Origin of the sequence: Promicromonospora kroppenstedtii, assembly GCF_044389675.1 — a bacterium.
Taxonomy (GTDB): Bacteria; Actinomycetota; Actinomycetes; order Actinomycetales; family Cellulomonadaceae; genus Promicromonospora; species Promicromonospora kroppenstedtii.
Window position 1 is genome coordinate 212,123 of record NZ_JBIRYI010000005.1, and the last position, 18,965, is coordinate 231,087.

Consider the following 18,965-nt stretch of genomic DNA (forward strand, 5'->3'; position numbering starts at 1 on the left):
TCGGCCGGCGCACGGGCCTAGACGTGCGTCGGGTCGAAGAGGGCGCTGACCGACTCGCCGCTGTGGATGCGGCGCACCGCCTCGGCGAACGCCGGGGCGACGCTGATCACCGTCAGCTTGTCGTGCGCCAGCAGTCCGGTGGACGGCACCGTGTTGGTGGTGACGATCTCGACCACGTCGGGGTCGGCCGCGATGCGGTGCGCGGCGTCGTTGGCGAAGATGCCGTGCGTGCAGACGATACGGACACTGCGTGCGCCGTGTTCCCGGAGCAGTTCGAGGATCGCCAGGATCGTCGAGCCGTTGGCGATCTCGTCGTCGAGCACGATGATGTCGCGGCCGGTCACGTCGCCGATCAGCGAGGTGATCTCGACCCGGTCGCCGTCGAACCGTTCCTTCGCGGCGGCAGCCACCGGAATGCCGAGCATCTTCGCGAACGCCGACGCGCTCTTCGCGTTGCCCAGGTCCGGGGAGACCACCGTGGCCTTCGAGAGGTCGCTCGGCAGGAAGTGCGCCGCCAGTTCTCGCAGTGCGTTGAGCTGGTCCGTCGGCACCCGGAAGAACGCGTGCACCTGCGGCGCGTGCAGAGTCATCGTGAGGATGCGGTTCACGCCCGCCGTCTCCAGCAGGTCCGCTACGAGGCGGCCGCCGACGGAGATGCGCGGGGCGTCTTTCTTGTCCGAGCGCGCGTACGCGAAGTGCGGCATGACGGCGGTGATCCGGGCGGCCGACGCCCCCTTGGCCGCGTCGACCATCAGCAGGAGCTCCATCAGGCTCTCCTGCGCGGGACGCACCACGGGCTGCACGAGATAGACGTCCCGCTCGCGGCAGTTCTCCAGGAGCTGGACCTGCAGGCAGTCGTTCGCGAAGCGCTGGATGTTGATCGGGCTCAGCGGAACGTCGAGATCAGCACACATCTCCCGAGCGAAACGCTGGCCCCCGGTTCCGGCAAAGACCCTCACCTCGGCCATGGCTGGAGTCTACGGAACGTCGAGCCGACACGCCCGGCCGGAGCAGGCATCATGTGGATCGTGAGCCTCACCGAGTGGCAGTTCTGGGAGCCCTTCGTCGACGCGCTGCGCCGGTCGGCACCGCCAGGGACGGGCGTCAGCGAGTTCGTCGGCACGGTCGGCGGGGGCACCTGGGACGGGACCTACCTCGACGACGGCGACGCCACCGCTCGCCGCGCGCACTACCGCGAGGCCGCGCGGGAGGCCGCCCGGACCGGCGGGCGCGGGCCCAAGGCCGAGCTCGACGACGCCCTGCGCGCGATCGCGGACCTGGCGCCCGAGGCCGGGCAACCGGTGCGGGTCGTGGCCGCGGAGGACCCCGACGACGACGTGGTCGAGCTGGTCGCGCTGCCGCCCGGCGTCGTGTCCGGGCCGGTCACGCCGGTGCTCGAGGTGGTGCTGGAGCCCGGTGCGCTCCCGGCGCCGTACCGGGAGACGATCTCGCCGCCGCCTGACGGTACCCCGGCGGCGTCCGCGGACGCGGACGCGGTGACGCAGGTGGTCGCGGAGCGGATGCCCGCCGCCGTCGGCGCGGCGCCCGAGGAGATCGACGAGGCGGAAGCGGCGCTGCCCGACGGCGCGCGGCTGCCCGCCGAGGTGCGGGCCCTGTACGCGGCGGCCGGCTCGGGCAACCTGCGGTTCGAACCGCGGGAGGACCTGTTCGGCGGGTTCGAGATCGTGCCGCTGCGTGGGAGCTTTCTGCGCGAGGCGTTCCTGCCGGCGGCCCGGTTCAGCACCTGGAGCGCCGACGCCGACAGGTCCGCGCCGGCAGATCCCGCCGGCCGGGTGCAGTCCGCGGTCGGCTCGCCGCTCTGGTTCCCCGTGGGGACGGACGGCGCCGGCAACATCTGGGCCGCCGACCTCGCGCCCGGACCGAACGGCCACCTGGGGCAGATCGTGCTGCTCGACCACGAGCAGCGGGCCGGGGCGACCTTTCGGGCTGAGAGCCTGGCGGCGCTGCTGGTGGGGCGGCGGGTCGAGGTGGGCGGGACCGGTTCCGGAGAGGGTTCCCCGCGGCGACCGGACGACCAGCCCGCCGGAGCCGGCCCGCGGCCGCCGTCGGACGGCGAATTCCTCAACCTGGACCCGGCGGCCTGGGCCGAACGGCTCGACGCCGGGACGGTGCCGACCACTCTCAAGGCCGCCGGGCTGGCACCCGACCGGGCGCACCCGCCGGCGCTGACCGACGCGATCGCGGCGGCCAACCGGCTGCTGAAGCTGCGCGGGCAGCCGATCATCGAGGTCACCCGGCTGACCAGGCCCGCCGGATCTCGTCCGAAGGGTCCGGTGTCCTCGGCGGGCGCGGAGGTGCCGCGACGCAAGGGACTGCTTGGCCGCCTGTTCGGGCGCTGACCGGCCAGGACGCGGCCGCCCGCGCACGCGAGGTCAGGACGACCGAGACCCGCGCATGACGAGGGCGGGACCTCCCGGAGGAGGCCCCGCCCTTGTCATACCCGCGGCGTCAGGCCCGCGACGTCATACCGATCGGCTCAGTGCCCGCCGTGGAACTCGCCGTCGGTCTCGGGCCGCTTGATCAGGACCGCCAGTGCGATCGTCACCGCCATCACACCGGCGCCGATCGCGAACGCCAGGCTGGCACCGGACGTCAGGGCGTCGGCGGCGGACTCTCCGGCGGCGGTCAGCGTGTCCGACCGGAGCGTCATGATCGCGATGAACAGCGCGATACCCGCCGCACCCGCGACCTGCTGCACCGTGTTGATCGTGGCCGAGCCGTGCGAGTACTGGTGCGGCTTGAGCACACCGAGCGCCGCGCTGAACAGGGGTGTGAACACCGCGGCCAGGCCCAGGCTCAGCAGGACGTGCGCGCCGAGCACGTAGAGCGGCGAGATGCCGGGGTGCAGGAAGGCGAGCATCCCGATGCCGAGGGTCACGAGCACCGTGCCGGGCACGAGGATCGGACGCGGCCCGACCCGGTCGTACCAGCGGCCGACGACCGGGCCCAGCAGACCCATCGCGAGCGCGCCGGGCAGCACGATCAGCCCGGACTGGAGCGGCGACAGGCCCATCGCCTCCTGCAGCACCAGCGGCAGGACGATCAGGGTGCCGAGCATCGCCAGCATCGCGACCGCCATGATGCCGATCGCCACGCGGAAGTTGGACTCGAGGAAGGTGCGCAGGTCCAGCAGGGCGGAATCGGTGCGCTGCCGCACGATCTGCCGCCAGATGAACAGGCCGAGGAACACCAGACCCGCACCGAGCGGGATCCACGGGTTGAGCCCGCCGCCCGCGTGCGCGCCCTCGCCCAGCCCCGACAGGCCCCACACGAGACCGCCGAACGCGACCAGCGTGAGCAGCAGGGACAGCGGGTCGAGGGTGTGGTGCTCCTTGTCGTTCACGTCGCGGATCCAGAGCAGGCCGGCGACCAGGGCCAGCACCGAGATCGGCAGGACCACGCCGAACACACCGCGCCAGCCGAGCGGCTCGAGGATCGCGCCCGAGAGCGTCGGGCCGAGCGCGGGTGCCGCCGCGATGACCAGGCCGACGTTGCCCATGACCCGGCCGCGCATGTGCGCCGGCACGATGGTCATGATGGTCGTCATGAGCAGCGGCATCATGATGGCCGTGCCGGTCGCCTGCACCACGCGGCCCGTCACCAGGACGCCGAAGCCCGGCGCGATCATCGCCAACGCGGTGCCGGCGGTGAACAGGGACATCGCGAGCAGGTAGGCGCCGCGCGTGCCGAGCCGGTTGATGAGGAACCCGGTCGCCGGGATCACGACGGCCATCGTGAGCAGGAACGCCGTGGTGAGCCACTGCCCGACCGTCGGGGTCACGCCCAGCTCGTCCATGATCGGCGGCAGGGCCACCGACATGGTGGTCTCGTTGAGGATCACGGTGAAGGCGCTCGCCATCAGCAGGGCGATGGCCCGGAAGTGGCCGGGGGCGAGCTTGTCGGGGCGCGCCTGTGCGTCGACCACGGCGTCGCCCGACGTCGGGCGGCTGGTGCGGTCGTCCAGCGGATCAGCGGTGTCAAGGATTTCGGTCGTCATGGGGATTGCCCTCTCGGTACGGTGCGCGGGCCGAGATCGAGAGCGACATTGCACACGACCTACGTCTAACGACGCCGGACCATCGTCGAGTATTCCCGGCGGTGATCGCGACCTGTTTTTGTCGACGTCTGCGGTCAGCAGAAATCATCGGTCGGGCATCGACCGGACCGAGCTCAGTTCCCCGTCGCGCCGGCCGGCTCCGCGTCGCCGTCCGCGGGACCGCCCGAGGGGGAGACCGGCTCCGTGACCGGCGTCGCGACGCCGAGTGTCACGCCCTGCCCGGCCATGAACGGCTCCGGGTCGACGGCCTCGCCGTTCATGCGCACCTCGTAGTGCAGGTGGCAGCCCGACGACGTCCCGGCGCCGGCCGGGTCGATGCGCGAGTCGCCGCCCATGGACGCGATCTGTTGCCCGGCCTGCACCGTCTGGCCCACGCGCACGAGGTTCGTGCCGGTGAGCAGGTGCCCGTAGGTCGAGTCGAGGCCCATGCCGTGCTCGATCCGGATCGTGTTGCCGGTGCCCCAGCCGGTCGCGCCGGAGATCACCACGCGTCCCGCCGCGGCCGCGTACACCTGCGTGCCGCACGACGCCGCGATGTCCTGACCCAGGTGGTACGTCGACGCGCCCGCGATGCCGGTGTTGCGGGGGCCGAACCCGGACGCCTTGGTCCCGACCGCCGGATTGGCCCAGCCGCCGATGCTCACGGCGGCCTGCCCGATCGAGCCGGACATGCACGGAGCGGCTGCCGCGGCGCCCTGGATGGAGCGCGACAGCCCGGCGAGGTCCTCCTTGTCGGCACCGCTGACCAGCTGCATGACCTCCAGCGCCTGGTCCCAGTACTTCTGGTAGTGGTACGGGTCGGCGTTCCGCTGCGCCTTGTGCGCCGCGATGGTCGGCTCGAGCGTCTCCCAGCCGGTGACGGCGAGCAGGCGGTCGTAGAACCGGCCCGAGGACTGCACCGGGTCGAGCCGCTCCTCGACCGTGCCGTACCACTTCTGCTCCTGGAACATGCCGATCGAGGAGGTCAGCGAGCCGTCCGGGTTGCGCACCCCGAACCGGTCGTCGCCGTAGTTCAGGTTGCGCATGCCGGACTCGCCCAGCGCTGTCATCACCGTGATGGCCTGCGCGCGGGCCGGCACCCCGCGCTCCTCGCCGACCTGGAGGATCACGGCCGCGTTCTGCAGCTGCTCGGCCGTGAAGCCGCCCGCGGCCTCCACCTGCCCGGCGGGCACCACCGACGCCGACATGCTGCAGCCGTTCTGCGATTGGTTCTCGCTGACCGCGCCGCCCACGAGCACGACCATCGCGATCACCGCCGCCGGGACGGCCAGGACGGCTGCGGCCAGGACGGCCAGCACGAGCACGGCGCGTCGCGTCGCGTCGTCCTTCTTCCTGCCGGTGCCCGGCCGCGAGGTCCGGACCGCCTGTGACACGGCCCGCGTCGCGAGCCCGACGCTGTCCCGCCCGCTCACGACCCCTCCGGCGGCCTGATCTGCTCGGCCAGCCAGGGTGCCGCGCCGTCGACCCGGGTCAGCAGCACCGTGTAGGCGCCGATGTCGGTGGGCACGGCCACCTCGGCAAGGAGCGTGGACGTCTCGTCGGTGACCTCTGGCTCACCGGTCACCTCGGTGACCGGCACGAGCCGCGGGTCGACGTCCTGATAGACCGGCTGCGCCTGCGGCGTCAGGAGCGGCTTGAGGCCGTCCCACCAGGCGTCCCCCGCCTGGTCCTTCGCCGCGAACGCGGTCATGGTCGCCAGGGCGGCGTCGCGCGCGGCCTGCCGGACGGCCTTGTCCCACCTGGCCTCGACGGGCTCGGCGGGGGCGGCCTCGTCGAACTCCGGCTCGGCCGTCACCTCGACCGCCGGGTCGCCGGCTGCAGGGTCGCCGTCGACCGCCTCGGTGGCGGCCGTGTCGTCGGCGTCGTCGGACGTGCCCTCGGGGTTGTCGAAGTCGTCCTGGCCCCCCGGTGTGACGACGTCGCCCACCTCAGCCGTCGGGTCGGCCGCCGGGCCACCCTCGCGGGGCCATCCGATCCAGGTCCCGATTGCGAGGACGATCACCGTCAGCACCACGATCACAGTGCGCTTCATGAGCGGCCCAGCCCTCGCATCTGACGTCGTCCGGGGTTGTGCACGATGGCGGACGGCTGCGGGCCGGCGCCCGGTGCCGCGCCACCCTGCCGCGCCGCGTTCAGGGACTGGGCGAGCCGGGCGGCGCTCTGCGAGCGCTCGCCCCGTCGGCCCAGGCCGCGCACGGCGCCGAGCACCTGCTTGGCCTGCCCGGCCTTGCGGACCACCGTGAGCGCCTTGGACGCGCCGGCCGCCGCGGCGGACGTGCCGCCGCTCGCGACCATGGCACCCGCCTGCAGCGCGATCGACGTCCCCGCGCGACCCGCGCTGCCCAGCCGGTCGGTGAGCCGTTCGCCCGCCGTCGGCGGTAGGTGGGGCGACGGCTCGTTCGACGCCTTCTCGCCGGCGTTCGTCGCGTCGGGCACCTGGTCCCCGGCCGCGCGTCCGCCGTCGGGCGAACCGTCCTGGACGGTCCGGGCCGCGGTGGTCCAGGCGCTGCCCCCGGCCCCGTTGCCCGGGCCGCCGTCCGGCCCGCCGTCGGGGCCCGCGGCGTCGACGGGGATCGGGACGGTCCGGTTGTCGTCGGACACGGCCCGCCCCGCTGCGACGCCTGCTGCCGCACCGGCGGCCGCGCCGCCGACCGTTCCACCGCCGGGGGTGCCGTCCATCGCGGACGGACCCGCCGCCGGCGCGTCGCCGCCGTCGACCTCCACGGCGTTGCTGTTCGGCTGTACCGGCGCCGGGCCGAGCCCGACGCCGGCCCAGGACTTGGCCTTGTTGTACCGGTCGCGCCACTTCGCGGTGCCGTCCCACGGCATCGCGGCGGGCTCGCCGATCTGGGAGGGCACGCCGGCGGCCGCGAGCTTGTCGGCCAGGGACCGCAGGCCCTGCCGCACGCTCGCGCCCATGAGCACGTAGAAGACGGCGCCCGCCACGACCAGCGTGTTGAAGAGGTAGAGCCGCACGAGGAACGGCAGGCCGCTCGTCGCGTCGTAGAAGCCGAGCAGCATCTTCATCCAGGCGACCAGGAACATCGTGGCCATCGCGACGAGGATGCAGCCGAAGCCCACGCTCGCGAACGTGCGGAAGAGCTGGGCGCGTGTGCCGCTGGAGATGACGCCGACGGGCAGCTGCCAGAGCAGCTTGATCGCCGACCAGCCCAGCAGCAGCACCGCGAAGATGGTGCCGCCCACGATCACCACGGACAGCAGCAGGAACACGAACCCGGTGGTGAGCAGGCTCAGCGTGGAGACGACCGTGCCGGCGTCGACCGTGGACGCCGCCTCCTTGTACGCCGCGTCGCAGCCGCCGATCTCGTCGACGGCGTTCTCCCGGCCCACGTTCTGCGTGTAGGTGTCCTCGCAGCCCGTGCCGTCGATGACCGAGCCGTAGTTGATGATCTGGTGCGGCGCGCGCAGCAGGGTGTCCACGAGCTGGCCCTTGAGGCCGTCCCGGATCACCGTCGCGTCGCGTTGGAAGGACGCGCCCTCGGTGGCGAAGCCGGTCGCGATGTCCATTCCGGCGTCCCGCGACTGCACGATGACGCCGTTCTGCCCGCCGACCACGGCCATCGGGTCGGCGAGGAACCCGGTGGCCAGGGCAGCGATGACGCAGCCGATGATCAGCTCCATGAACCCGCCGGCGTAGCGACCCTTGAGCAGCCACCACCCGACCACGAACGCCAGGATGATCAGCATCAGGTTCAGCAGGCCGACCTGCGCGATCATGCCCTTGACGATGACGCTGAGCCCGGCGAGCGGCGCCAGGATGTAGCCGAGCCAGTCCATCCCGAGCACCCAGTCGAGCACCCAGATCTGTACCGCGACCATGTCGCGGTACCAGACCCAGAACATGCCCGCGAGGGTCGAGAAGATCTCGGAGTCGACGTTGAGCGGGTTCCACGGCGAGCCCGTGTCCCACTGCAGCGTGAACCGGTCGACGGCCACGCCCTGGGTGTCCTCGAGGTTCAGCCCACCCTGTGGGTCGGCGAACGCGAGGGGCGCCAGCCGGATCATGCCCCGATCACCGCACCGGAGGAGCTCGTCGGCGTCGTCTTGACCGTCTGGGCGCGCTTCTCGACGAGCGGCGCCATGACCTTCGCCCGGCCGTACCGGGCCTGGAAGTCGCGGATGAGGCACTCGCCCCGGCGCTCCTCGACCACGCCGACGGCGGAGTCCGTCACCGGGGCGGTGCCCTCGGTGACGAGCTTGACCAGACCCTCGTCCACCGGGGCGTCGGTCGGCAGACCGTGCAACCAGCGCAGGCCTCTGCGAGCCAGGTTGGAGTCGCGGTGGCGCAGCAGCACGCGGAACGGGATCAGTCCGCGCACCACCTCGTTGCCGAAGTCCTCCTCGGCGTCGTGGCTGCCGAGCAGCAGCGCGGCCTTGTGCTTACGGCCGTCGCGGATGAACGTGCCGATCTCCTCGGCCGCCTCGGGGGACGACATGGTCTTGGACGCCTCGTCCGCGGCGAAGATGTCGAGCCGGGAGCGGTCCGCGAAGCAGCGGTAGCGCGCCAGGGCCGCGATGAGCGCGAACGTGGCGCGACCGAACACCTTCTCCGCCTTGAGCTCGGCGAAGAGGTGCCCGTGCTCCATGTCGGCGCGCGAGGGCAGCTGCATCTTGTGCGTGTGCAGCACGATCGCGGGCGAGCTCAGGTCGAGCGGCGGCAGGGTGTCGTCGAACAGGGCGCGGCCGAAGTCGAGCTCCGAGAAGATGCGCATCTCGTCGGCCAGCATCCGGGCACCCGGGAACTCGCAGTCCTCCTCGAGGTGCCGGGCGAGCGAGCCGAGCGACGTGATCTTGTGCCGCCACATGTACTCGGTCTGCAACACCTTGGACAGGAGCACGTTCTGCTCCGACTTGGTCTGCACGGACAGCAGCACGGTCAGGAACGCGCGGGCGACGCGGGGCGCCTGGGCGGGCGGCAGGATCCGCAGCGGGTCCATCGAGACCGTCGCGTCCTCCGAGATCTCCACGACCTGGGAGCCGGGGATCTCGGAGACGGCGATGCCCCACTCGCCCATCTCGGTGTGGTCCACCGCCATGAGCGTCGCGCCCATGTCGACGTTGTCCATCGCCACCGTCTTCATGCTCACCGACTTGCCCGAGCCCAGCTCGCCCACGAAGCCCATCGCGAGCGCGACGTCCAGCTTGTCGGTGGCGCCGGCCAGGTTCACGAACACCGGGTTCGGCCGGGCCGCTCCGTTCGAGATCTCCAGGGCGAACAGCGCGCCGGAGGTGTCGCCCAGCTCGGTCGTCGCGAACGGCACGGCGGCGGAGAACGCCCGTGCCGTCGTGATCTGCGAGTACTCGCGCACGGCCCGCGGCGTCGGCATGCCCGGCAGCGTGGCGTCGAAGAGCGTCGGCTGGATCGTCGGGTCGGTGCGCAGTGAGAACTGCATCGCGGCGAAGTACTTGGTCAGGTCACGGGCGTCGTCCAGCGCCTGCTCCGGGGTGTGGCCCGACACCGTGAACATCGTGGTGGCGTCGACCTCGACCTCGAGCTCGTCGGCGTCCATCACGGCCTGGTACTCGCCCAGCGCGCGCGCCGTCGTGTCCAGGGACGAGCCGGCGCGCTCCTCCTCGGAGCGCTGGTCGAACTGGTCGTTGAGCGTGCGGACGGCGCGCCGGTTGCGGTTGGTGACCTCGTCGCGCGAGCGCACCGTCATGCGGATGGCCCAGTCGCACGGGACGCCGGACTCGTCGACGCGCCCGATCCACTCGCAGCCCGGGTACACGATCCCGCCTGACGGTGTATCGCTCACCACGAGCGTCGTCTGGTACGACGCGAGCTCGGGATTGGTCGGGTCGAGCACCTTCACGTACGGTCGCTTCAGGATCTGCAGCGGGCCGAGCTTTTTCTCGGAGTCGGTCTGTCCCGCCGGGTCGATGAGCGCGGAGGGCAGCACCGAGGGTCCGGACAGGTGCATCTCGGCGTCGAGCGATCCGTCGACCGGCACCGCGGTGTCGAGCCCGAGGCCACGCTGCATCGCGTGGCCGAACATCCACGCCATCTCGGCCACGGTCGCCGGCCGGGGGTCGAACGCCGAGGGCATCTCCTTGCGCAGCGCCTCCGCCTGGGCGGCGCGCTCGCCGACAGCATGCCGGCCGGGCACGGACCGCGGCATCATCAGGGTGTCCTGGAGCGTGGTCCAGCTCGCCTGCAGCGGTTCCATGAAGGCCTTGGCGCCGGGGTTGGCCAGGGGCGCGGCGATCCAGTGCACGCGCCGCCCGATCGGGATCTGCTCCAGGAAATCGAGGGTGGCCTCGCACTCGGCGGCCCACGCCTCGCGTTCGGTCAGGTCGACGCCCTCGATCATGGCGAGCACCACGGAGGCCGGGTCGGTGGCCGCCGTCAGCCCCAGGTGCAGCGACTCGCCCCGCAGCGCGCGGTACAGGGCGGTGTGGTGCCGCCGCGCCGCGTGCTTCTTGTCGTCCGGCTGGAACGCGTAGGGCACGGGGGACACGCGCCAGACCGCCCACACGGTCCCGGTGCGGGTCCACATGAGGCCGTCGGTCAGGGCCGAGATGTGGCTCAGCATGGGGGCTCAGTCCTCTCGCGGGGTGGTCGGCGGGGTGGTGGGTGGGTTCTTCTGCTGGCCGGCGAGCAGCTGCCCCACACCCGTGAGGTCGCTGTTCCTGCGGTCCGCCGCCGCGGTCGCGGCGGCTGCCGCCCAGTCCGCCGGCGAGCGTCTGCTCGGTGGCGCACCGGGCTGTTGCCCGGGTTGCGGGCCCGGCCTCGGGTCGAGCCGGCGGCCCTCGAACGTGGCGTCCGCGGGTCCCCGGGCGGTCAGCTCCGGCAGGAGCTCGGTCGGCACGGGTCGCACCACGGTCGGCGGGACGGCCTCGGCGGGCCGGGCCACTGCCTGGGCGGGCTGGGCCACCTGGGCGGGCTGGGCCGCCTGAGCGGCGGCACCCGGCACCACGACCATGACGCGGTGCGTCATCAGGCGCGGCTTGGGCAGGGCGACCTGTCCGCCGGACAGTCGTCCCGGGCTGGAGGTCAGGTTCATCGCGTCCATGACGAACGCGACGGGGTTGCGCCCGGAGCTCGGGAGCTTGCCGGTGGCCCAGACGACGCCGACGACCACCCCGACGGCGACCACGATGTTCATGAAACCGCCGAGCTGCGCCCACAGCGGGGCGGTCTTCCACAGGGCGAACGCCACCACGGCGCCCGCTCCCACCTGGGTGATGGTGTACGGCCCACCCCAGATGCGCCCGCCGCTGGGCAGCTTCCCCACGAGCATGGGGATGCGGCGGGCCTTCGTGTAGAACTTCGCGGTCTCGGTCACCGGACACCCTCCTCACCACACGCCGGGCGCGCGGACGCGCCCGTCAGACCAACCCTGTGCCTTGCCCCCAGCGCCTTGCCCATGTGTCTGACCTGCCGGTACCGGCCGTCAGAGAACTGTCTGCGTGTTCACGATCGCCGGGGCGGAGTCGAACTCGTCCCTGGCGAGGTCGGAGGTGACGTTGATGCCACCGTTCACCAGCCACAGGACGATCCCGCCGACGATCGCGGACATCAGGATCGCCGCGATCGACATCTTGGTCTTCACCGCGGTGATGACGACCATGAGGATGACGACCACGAAGGTCACGGACTCGATTGCGCTCTTGACCTCCTCGGACTTCACGGTGATGAGGTCGAGGAAGCCGTCGGCCATAACGATCTCGCTGATCATGGTTTCTCCTTCGTTACTCCCCGGCGGTGCCGGGGTCGATCGTGCCGGATGGCGTCGTGTCGATACGGACCGCCGGCTCAACGCCGGCAACCTCCCAGCGGCCGTCCCGCGCGACGAGCGTGAGGACGTACTGGGCGGTCGTCTTGTTGCCGTCGAGCCGGGTGAGCTCGGCGGTGATGAGGGCGTGCGTACCGTCGCCGTCGGCGGGGTCCTCCGTGACCTCGTGCGAGCCCTTGATGCCCGTCACGGCCACGGCCGAGTACGGGGCGGGGGTGATCGCCGAGATGGAGGTGCCGGGCGCCAGGTAGCGCGTGATCTCGCCGTCGCCCGCGATCATGGCCGCGAGGAAGCCGGTCGCGGACTGGCCCGCGGCCGAGGTCGGGGAGATGGTCTCGGAGTAGTCGAGGTCCGGGGCCTCCGCCGCCGCGGCGGGTCCCGGGACGGGTGAGGGCAGCGCGAGAGCTGTGACCGCGAGGTCCGGGCCGGAGTACTTCGTGTCCGTGCGCTGCACGAGCACGGGCACCTGGAAGTAGCGGCGCACCCAGACGAGCGCGACCTCGGCCTGCTCGCCCTTGGCGTCCGCGGGCGGCGGCGTCGAGCCCGGGGCGGGCTCGGCGACGTCGACGCCGACCGTCACGGACCACACGTCGTTCTCCGCCTGCTCCACCTGCGCCACCGACGAGTCGCGGATGGTCAGGCCCTCCTGGGGGAGAGTGCCGACCGGGGCGTTCGTCAGGGACGCGATGAGCTGTTGGTCGTTGCTGTCGGCCCGCAGCCAGGTCTCCACGAGCTCGACCGCGCGCTCGGAGGCGGCAGCGGACTCCGCGGTGCTCGCCGAACCGGCGGCCACCGCGACGGGTGCAGGCTCGGGCCGCAGCAGGGTCCACGCCAGGGCGGCGGGACCGGCGAGCAGCGCGAGCGCCAGCAGGGCGCCCCAGGCCTTGGTGACCAGGGCAGGGCCGTTGGACCACTCGACGACCTGTGGGGGAGGGTCGCCGTCGTTCCCGCCGCCGCCCGATGCCGGGGGTGTCGCGGGTCGTTCGGGTCCGCCCGCCCAGGGCGAGGCGGAACCGGGGGCGCCGTCGGTGGGGGCAGGCAGCTCGGCCGGCTTGGCGGCCTTCTTGCCCCGACGGCGCACGAGGAGCGAGCTCATCGGGTGTGCACCTCGTTCTGCAGGTCCGCGCGGATGCGCTCGCGGGCCTCGCGGGCGCTGCGCACGCGCGGGCTGTCGAGCGCCTCGGTCAGGCGGATGGTCGTGTCGTTCTCGCCGAGGGGGTCCTCGGAGAGAGATGCGATGAGGTCGCGCACGACGGGCGCCACCTCACCGCGTGCGGCGTGCACCTCGGCCGTGTCGCGGAGCAGCGACCACGTGTGGTCGAAGGCCGAAGGCCCTGGGTCCGCGCTGCCGAGGTCGGTACTGCCGAGTCCGGCGCCGGGCGCCTGGTCGAGCTCGTCCTTGCTCATCTCGCCTCTCCCGTTGTTCCGTCAGTTGCGTCTGCTGAGCACAAATGGCTGGTGATGCGTTCGTGTGACATCGGTCGAGCAGGGGTTTTGCTCGACTGTGACGCAGGTCACACGGACTCCGGACGAGCGGGCAACAGTGGCGGGCAACACCCTCCCGATGGACTCGGGGCAGACGGAGGGGGGAACCGCCATGCCTGCACGCACACCGGCACCGGCATCAGGAACACTGATGCGAGAGCTCGACCACGACTGGGCAGACCTGGTCCGTACGCGATCGTTCGCCACCGAGATCGATCGCTTCGTCGCACGGTTCCCCAGGCTCGCGGGACTGCGCAGGGGTGAGCCCGTGCGCCTCGCGCCCGAAGAGGCGGACGAGGTGCTGTACGCGCTCATCGTCGAGCACGCGAGCGGCAGCTTCGCCGCGGGGCGCGCGGTGCTGCAGTGCATGCTGCCCGCGGTCCGCACCATCGTGCGCAAGTCGCGCCGGCACTACCCGGACGTGCAGGACCTCGAGCAGGAGGCCGCCGCCGCGATGTGGGACGCGATCACCCACTACGACCTCGCGCGCAGCAGCCGCGTCGCGATGTGGCTCCAGGGGCACACCCTGACGCGCGTCGTCGGCGACCGGGCGCCGCACGCACGGGGCGGGCGGGCGAGCCGCGGCCCCCAGGTGGCGGAGATCCCCACCGACACGAACACGCTGACCGTCCTCGAGCGGCCGACGACGCCGGAGGCGGGGCCCGACGCGGTCTACTCCCTCGCGAGCCTGTCGCTCGGCACCACGGGCGAGGTCCTCGACGTCATCGCCTGGGGGCTCGACAAGAGCGTCCTCACGCGGGACGAGTCAGCACTCCTGGCGCGGCTCTACGCGCCGGACCCCGATCTCCCGGAGTACGCCGAGCTCGGCTCGGGTCGCGGGAACTATCAGCGGCGGGTGGCCCACGAGCTGGGCATCTCGCACGCAGCCTTGCGCCAGCGGGCGAGTCGCGCAGTGCGACGGCTGGCGGAAGCCGTTCAGTCCGGTGGTCTGTCTGGGGGACAGCCGGGCGAACGGGACGGTGAGGGACGACGGCGGCCGACGGGTTGAGCACTGGGGGGTGCGTGATGCCCTGAAGGTCGTTCGAAGTCTCCTCATCGCGAGAGGGCCCCACCGCCAGCGGGGCCCTCTCGTTCTGTCCGGCTGCCTCGTGGCACATGGTGTCGTCAAGATTTTGCCGTCCATCTCTCCTCGGACCGCATCGTCGCGGTGGCCCTATCTCACGGGCTGACCTGCGAAGTCAATGCCACAACTGTGGTTCTGACATGCCAGCGAACGATTGTCTGAGGGTCACTCAATATTCAAGCCTTCTCCACAACTTTGAAGTCTCCTTGACCTAGCGAGCATCCGGAACGCTGATTAGCGTTCAACCTGCCGGGTCCGGCCGTCTGGATGAGGATTACCTGCGGTGACACACCTGTGACACCGCAGGAGGCCTTCGACAGCACGGCGGGAGCACGGTGGAGACAGGCGCAGGCATGGGATCCTCTTCGGGTTCCGCTCCGGGAAGATCCCTGGCGGACTCTGTCGACGGGCTCGGAGGAGACGGCACGGTGAGCAGTGGCACGAAGGTCGCGAACCAGGACCAGCAGGCCCGGTCCGCGACAAGACCCCAGCGTCCCGCACCCCCCGGGCCGCTCAAACCCACGCGTGCCCGACGCCGGCCCGCCCTGATCGCCCTCGGCCTCGCGCTCGTGGCGCTCAGCGTGCTCGGGAGCGTCTACCTGACCACGTCGCTCGGCCAGACCCACCAGGTGCTGGCCGTGACGGACGAGGTCGCGCGCGGCTCGGCGCTCACAGCGAGTGACATCGCCGTCGTCGAGCTGCCCACCGGGCCGACCACGCTCGAGCCGATCTCCGCCGACGAGTTCGACCGGATCGTGAATCAGGTAGCGACGACCGATCTCATGCCCGGCCAGCTCATCACGGAGAAGAGCATCACGCCGGAGCTGCAGCCTGCCGCGGGCCAGTCCATCGTCGGCGTCGCGCTCGCGCCCAACCAGATGCCGACGAACCAGCCGAAGTCCGGGGACTCCGTGCGGATCGTCGAGACGCCGGCCACCGGTGGCGAGCCGCCGGTCGAGGCGCCGTTCTCGATCCCCGCCACGGTGGTCAGCACCCAGCCGTCGAGCCTCGGCGACCAGACGGTCGTCGATGTGCAGGTCGAGTCGAAGAACGCCGCCGCGCTCGCGGCCCGCGCCGCGACCGGCCGGGTCGCGCTGGTGATCGACGCCGTCGGGGCCGGGTGATCCGGTGGCTCTCATCGCCCTGGCCAACGCGAAGGGTTCGCCGGGCACCACGACCGCGGCCCTCGTGCTGGCGCTCCAGTGGCCACGCCCGGTGCTGCTCGTGGAGGCCGACCTCGCCGGGTCGTCGATCCTGGCCGGTTACTTCCGCGGGCAGCTGCCGCACGACCGAGGCCTGCAGCCCCTCGCCATCGCGCACTCCCACGGCGATCTCGAGGCCGCGTTCTGGGAGCAGACCATCCCGCTCGTTCGAAACGATCCGGACAAGAAGCTGCTGCCCGGCATCGTCAGCCCGCACACCGCCCCCGCCGTCGCGAACCTCTGGGGGCCGCTGGCCAACCAGCTCGTCGCGCTGGAGCGGGGCGGCATCGACGTGCTCGTCGACCTCGGCCGGCTCGGCACCGGCGGCGCCGTCCGGGAGGACCGCGAGCCGATCGTCCGCCTGGCCGACCAGGTGCTGATCACCACGGGTTCGCGCCTGCCAGACATCGCGGTGACGCGGGAGCTGGTCAAGTCCCGCACCTCCGTCGTCGACGCCGCGGCGCGCGAGCTCACCAACCTCACGGCCCTGACCGTCGGGCCCGGCCGGCCCTACGACGCGAACGAGATCGCGCGCACGCTCGGCCTCGGCACCGTGGGCTCGCTGGCGTGGGACCCGGTGAACGCCGAGGTGCTGTCGGTGGGCTCGCCCGCCGGACGGCGCTACTCGACGTCGCCGCTGGTCCGGTCCGCCGGACCCGTCATCTCCCGCCTGCAGGACCGCACCGAGAAGCGCCGGGCCCGGTTCTCCACCGGGCCGAGCGAGGTGGGCCGGGGCACCGGTCCGCGCCGTCCGCCCGAGCAGTCGGGTGCCGGCGTCCGCCCCACGTCGTGGAGCGGGCAGGCCGCCGGACCCTGGCGGGGTGACGCGTGAGCACCCCCGAGTTCCCGGACCTCTCCTCCCTGCCGATCTTCCACGACGCGGACGACCGGGCCCCGGCCGCGCCGCGTCGTGCTCCAGACACAGATGCGGAGAACATGACGGGCCGACGCCCTGCCGCCGTGCAGAACACCTGGAACCCACCGGCCGCGGAGCCGGGCAACGGGCAGGCCCACACCGTCGATCCTGGCCGGGCGGCGACCGCACGTCCCGGGGGCGGTGCGCCGTCGCCGTCGGGCGGCGGGGCCTCGCCCTGGGTCGGGGCGGTGGCTCGGGCCGGCCGGGAGTACCACGGCCAGCCTGGCAACCCGCGCCTGCGCGACTCCGAGTTCTGGCGCCAGGTGAACAGCCTGCGCGGCGAGGTGTCCTCACGGCTCACCAACGCCCTGTCCACGCGCGAGCTGGACGAGGAGCAGCGCGAGGCCCTGGGCCAGGAGCTGATCCAGCAGGTGGTGCGCGACCACAACGACGCCCTGCTCTCGGGCGGTCAGCGCAACTGGACCACCGAGTACCAGGTCGAGGTGACGCGGGCGCTGTTCGACGCGCTGTTCCGGCTCGGCCGGCTGCAGCCGCTCATCGACACCCCCGACGTGGAGAACATCGAGATCACGGGTACCGCACCCGTGCTCCTGCTGATGGGCGACGGCCGCCGGACGTACGCCGAGCCGATCGCCGACTCCGACGCCGAGCTCATCGACTTCCTGCAGTTCCTCGCGGCGCGCGACCCGGCGAACGAGCGGTCGTTCACGCGGGCCAACCCGTTCCTCAACCTGGACCTGCCCGGCCGCGTGCGGCTGGCCGCCGTGGGCTGGGTGGTCCCGTGGCCGCGCGTCACCATCCGCCTCCAGCGCCTCCAGTCGGTGGACCTCGAGCTGCTGCGCGACAACGACACCGTCGACACGGTGCTGGTCGAGTTCCTGACGGCGGCCATCCGCGCGCGCAAGTCGATCGTGGTGTCCGGCCAGGGCCAGGGCAGCGGCAAGACGACGCTGCTCCGTGCGCTCTGCGCCGGGCTCGACCCCTGGGAGTCCATCGCCACGATCGAGACGGACTACGAGCTCTACCTGCATCTCGAGCCCGAGAAGCACAAGCGGGTGGTCGCGCTGCGCACCCGCGAGGGCTCGGGCGAGATGAACACGTCGGGCCGCCGGACGGGCGAGATCAACACGAACGTCAACGTCTACGAGTCCCTGCGGCACAACATCTCCCGCGTCATCGTCGGTGAGGTGCGCGGGCCCGAGATCGTGTCGATGTTCCAGGCGATGCAGATGGGCAACGGGTCGCTGTCGACGGTGCACGCCGACGGCGCGCGCGACGTCGTCGAACGTTTGGTCGGTATGGCCGTGCAGGACTCGACGCTGTCCGAGACCTACGCGTACCGGCAGGTCGCCCAGTCGATCGACCTCATCGTGTTCCTCCGGGTGGACACCGGGGCCGACGGCCGGCGCGTGCGCTACGTCTCCGAGGTCATCGAGGTGACCCGCGGCGAGGCCGGCAACCCGGTCGCGATCACCGACGTGTTCGAGCCGGGTCCGGGCGGACGTGCGGTGCCCAAGGTGACGCCGTCGTTCCTCGCCGACCTGGAGGCCGAGGGCTTCGACGCCAACCTGCTGAACTACCGGGACGGGCTCTGGGGGACCGCATGACCACGCTGATCGCGGTAGTCGTCGGGCTCGGTGCCGGGCTCGGCGTGTGGTTGGTCGTCGTCGGCGCGCAGCGGTACGAGCCGACGCCGAAGCCCAAGCGCACCACCCCGCCGTTCCACGGGCTGCTCCGGCTGCTCGGTCTGACCAAGGGCGGGCCGCTGTACCCGCAGCGCAAGATCCTCGGCGTCGGCGCGGTGGCGGGCCTCGTGGTCGGCATCCTGACCGGCTGGTGGTCGCTCGTGCTCATCGTGCCGGTGCTGATCGTGGGACTGCCGTCCCTGTTCCGCACCACCACCCAGTCCAACGAGGTGGAGAAGCTGACCGACCTGACCGCCTGGGTGCGTTCGCTCATCGGCGTGCTGTCCGGCGGCGCCGTCGGGCTGGAACAGGGCATCGCCGCGACGCTGCACAGTGCCGCGCCGTCCGTCCGGCCGTCGCTCGCCCGGCTGGTCGCTCGGCTGGAGGCGCGGCAGCCCATCAAGCCCGCGCTGTACCGCTGGGCCGAGGAGATGGACGACTACTCGGCGGACATGATCGCGTCGGCCATGATCCTGGAGTCGGACAACCGCACCGGCGCCGTTGCGCCCGCGCTGCGGCAGCTCGCCGAGTCCCTGTCCGCCCAGGCCAAGGCGCGGCGCGAGATCGAGACCGAGCGGTCGACCGGGCGCGCGACGGTGCGCTGGGTGACGATCGTGACGCTCGTGGTGCTGGTGGCCACGGCGATGTCCGGCTACCTGAGCGGCTACGACTCGCCCCTGGGGCAGGTCGTCGCCGTGGTGCTGTTCTGCGCGTACGTGGTCTGCCTGCTGTGGATGCGCCGCATCAGTCTGGGGCAGCCCATCCCGCGGTTCCTCCCCGACGAGCGGGGGGCCTGA

Annotated in this window: 16 protein-coding genes; 6 read left to right on the plus strand and 10 right to left on the minus strand. The window is 72.1% G+C overall.

The window, feature by feature from the left end; all coding sequences use genetic code 11:
- Nucleotides 1-17: 17 nt before the first annotated feature.
- Nucleotides 18-968, minus strand: coding sequence for a ribose-phosphate diphosphokinase (locus ACH47X_RS10135; protein ID WP_397403810.1), 951 nt, complete (start codon nt 966-968; stop codon nt 18-20).
- A 60-nt stretch (nt 969-1,028) separates the two neighbouring features.
- On the opposite strand from ACH47X_RS10135, the gene ACH47X_RS10140 reads away from it, so the two are divergent.
- Nucleotides 1,029-2,360 (plus strand): SMI1/KNR4 family protein, encoded by a 1,332-nt coding sequence (locus tag ACH47X_RS10140; protein WP_397403812.1) that lies wholly within the window; start codon nt 1,029-1,031, stop codon nt 2,358-2,360.
- A 137-nt stretch (nt 2,361-2,497) separates the two neighbouring features.
- On the opposite strand, the gene ACH47X_RS10145 is transcribed toward ACH47X_RS10140, so the two are convergent.
- From ACH47X_RS10145 to ACH47X_RS10185, 9 genes are all read right to left on the minus strand, one after another.
- Nucleotides 2,498-4,018: an MDR family MFS transporter gene (locus ACH47X_RS10145; protein WP_397403814.1), complete on the minus strand. Its 1,521-nt coding sequence runs from the start codon at nt 4,016-4,018 to the stop codon at nt 2,498-2,500.
- 173 nt (nt 4,019-4,191) lie between these two features.
- Entirely contained in the window at nt 4,192-5,490 is a 1,299-nt protein-coding gene (locus ACH47X_RS10150) for a M23 family metallopeptidase (protein ID WP_397403816.1), read from the minus strand.
- Complete coding sequence (locus ACH47X_RS10155; RefSeq protein ID WP_397403818.1) at nt 5,487-6,110, minus strand: hypothetical protein; 624 nt, start codon at nt 6,108-6,110, stop codon at nt 5,487-5,489. Before ACH47X_RS10155 ends, ACH47X_RS10150 begins: the two co-directional genes overlap by 4 nt.
- The gene (locus ACH47X_RS10160) at nt 6,107-8,104 is read right to left on the minus strand and encodes a hypothetical protein (protein ID WP_397403820.1); all 1,998 of its coding nucleotides are present in this window, start codon (nt 8,102-8,104) and stop codon (nt 6,107-6,109) included. Before ACH47X_RS10160 ends, ACH47X_RS10155 begins: the two co-directional genes overlap by 4 nt.
- On the minus strand, nt 8,101-10,632 hold the full coding sequence (locus ACH47X_RS10165) for an ATP-binding protein (protein ID WP_142041369.1): 2,532 nt from the start codon (nt 10,630-10,632) through the stop codon (nt 8,101-8,103). The genes ACH47X_RS10160 and ACH47X_RS10165 overlap by 4 nt, the downstream gene beginning before the upstream one ends.
- Before the next feature lie 6 nt (nt 10,633-10,638).
- Nucleotides 10,639-11,385: a hypothetical protein gene (locus tag ACH47X_RS10170; protein ID WP_397403822.1), complete on the minus strand. Its 747-nt coding sequence runs from the start codon at nt 11,383-11,385 to the stop codon at nt 10,639-10,641.
- A gap of 108 nt (nt 11,386-11,493) precedes the next feature.
- The gene (locus ACH47X_RS10175) at nt 11,494-11,778 is read right to left on the minus strand and encodes a hypothetical protein (RefSeq protein ID WP_020017354.1); all 285 of its coding nucleotides are present in this window, start codon (nt 11,776-11,778) and stop codon (nt 11,494-11,496) included.
- Nucleotides 11,779-11,791: 13 nt separating this feature from the next.
- On the minus strand, nt 11,792-12,931 hold the full coding sequence (locus ACH47X_RS10180) for a hypothetical protein (RefSeq protein WP_397403824.1): 1,140 nt from the start codon (nt 12,929-12,931) through the stop codon (nt 11,792-11,794).
- On the minus strand, nt 12,928-13,242 hold the full coding sequence (locus ACH47X_RS10185; RefSeq protein ID WP_020017356.1) for a hypothetical protein: 315 nt from the start codon (nt 13,240-13,242) through the stop codon (nt 12,928-12,930). The genes ACH47X_RS10180 and ACH47X_RS10185 overlap by 4 nt, the downstream gene beginning before the upstream one ends.
- Nucleotides 13,243-13,471: 229 nt before the next feature.
- Between ACH47X_RS10185 and ACH47X_RS10190 the strand changes: the two genes are divergently transcribed.
- The 5 genes from ACH47X_RS10190 to ACH47X_RS10210 all read left to right on the plus strand — a co-directional run bounded on the left by ACH47X_RS10190 (nt 13,472) and on the right by ACH47X_RS10210 (nt 18,965).
- A complete protein-coding gene (locus ACH47X_RS10190; protein WP_397403827.1) occupies nt 13,472-14,329 on the plus strand; it encodes a sigma factor in 858 nt (285 codons plus the stop codon).
- Nucleotides 14,330-14,832: 503 nt separating this feature from the next.
- Nucleotides 14,833-15,528 carry an SAF domain-containing protein gene (locus ACH47X_RS10195; RefSeq protein WP_397403830.1) on the plus strand — a complete coding sequence of 232 codons (696 nt, stop codon included), beginning with the start codon at nt 14,833-14,835 and terminating at the stop codon, nt 15,526-15,528.
- Nucleotides 15,529-15,532: 4 nt separating this feature from the next.
- Nucleotides 15,533-16,438: a hypothetical protein gene (locus tag ACH47X_RS10200; protein WP_397403832.1), complete on the plus strand. Its 906-nt coding sequence runs from the start codon at nt 15,533-15,535 to the stop codon at nt 16,436-16,438.
- Nucleotides 16,435-18,090: a CpaF family protein gene (locus ACH47X_RS10205; protein ID WP_397403834.1), complete on the plus strand. Its 1,656-nt coding sequence runs from the start codon at nt 16,435-16,437 to the stop codon at nt 18,088-18,090. The genes ACH47X_RS10200 and ACH47X_RS10205 overlap by 4 nt, the downstream gene beginning before the upstream one ends.
- A complete protein-coding gene (locus ACH47X_RS10210; protein WP_142041345.1) occupies nt 18,087-18,965 on the plus strand; it encodes a type II secretion system F family protein in 879 nt (292 codons plus the stop codon). The genes ACH47X_RS10205 and ACH47X_RS10210 overlap by 4 nt, the downstream gene beginning before the upstream one ends.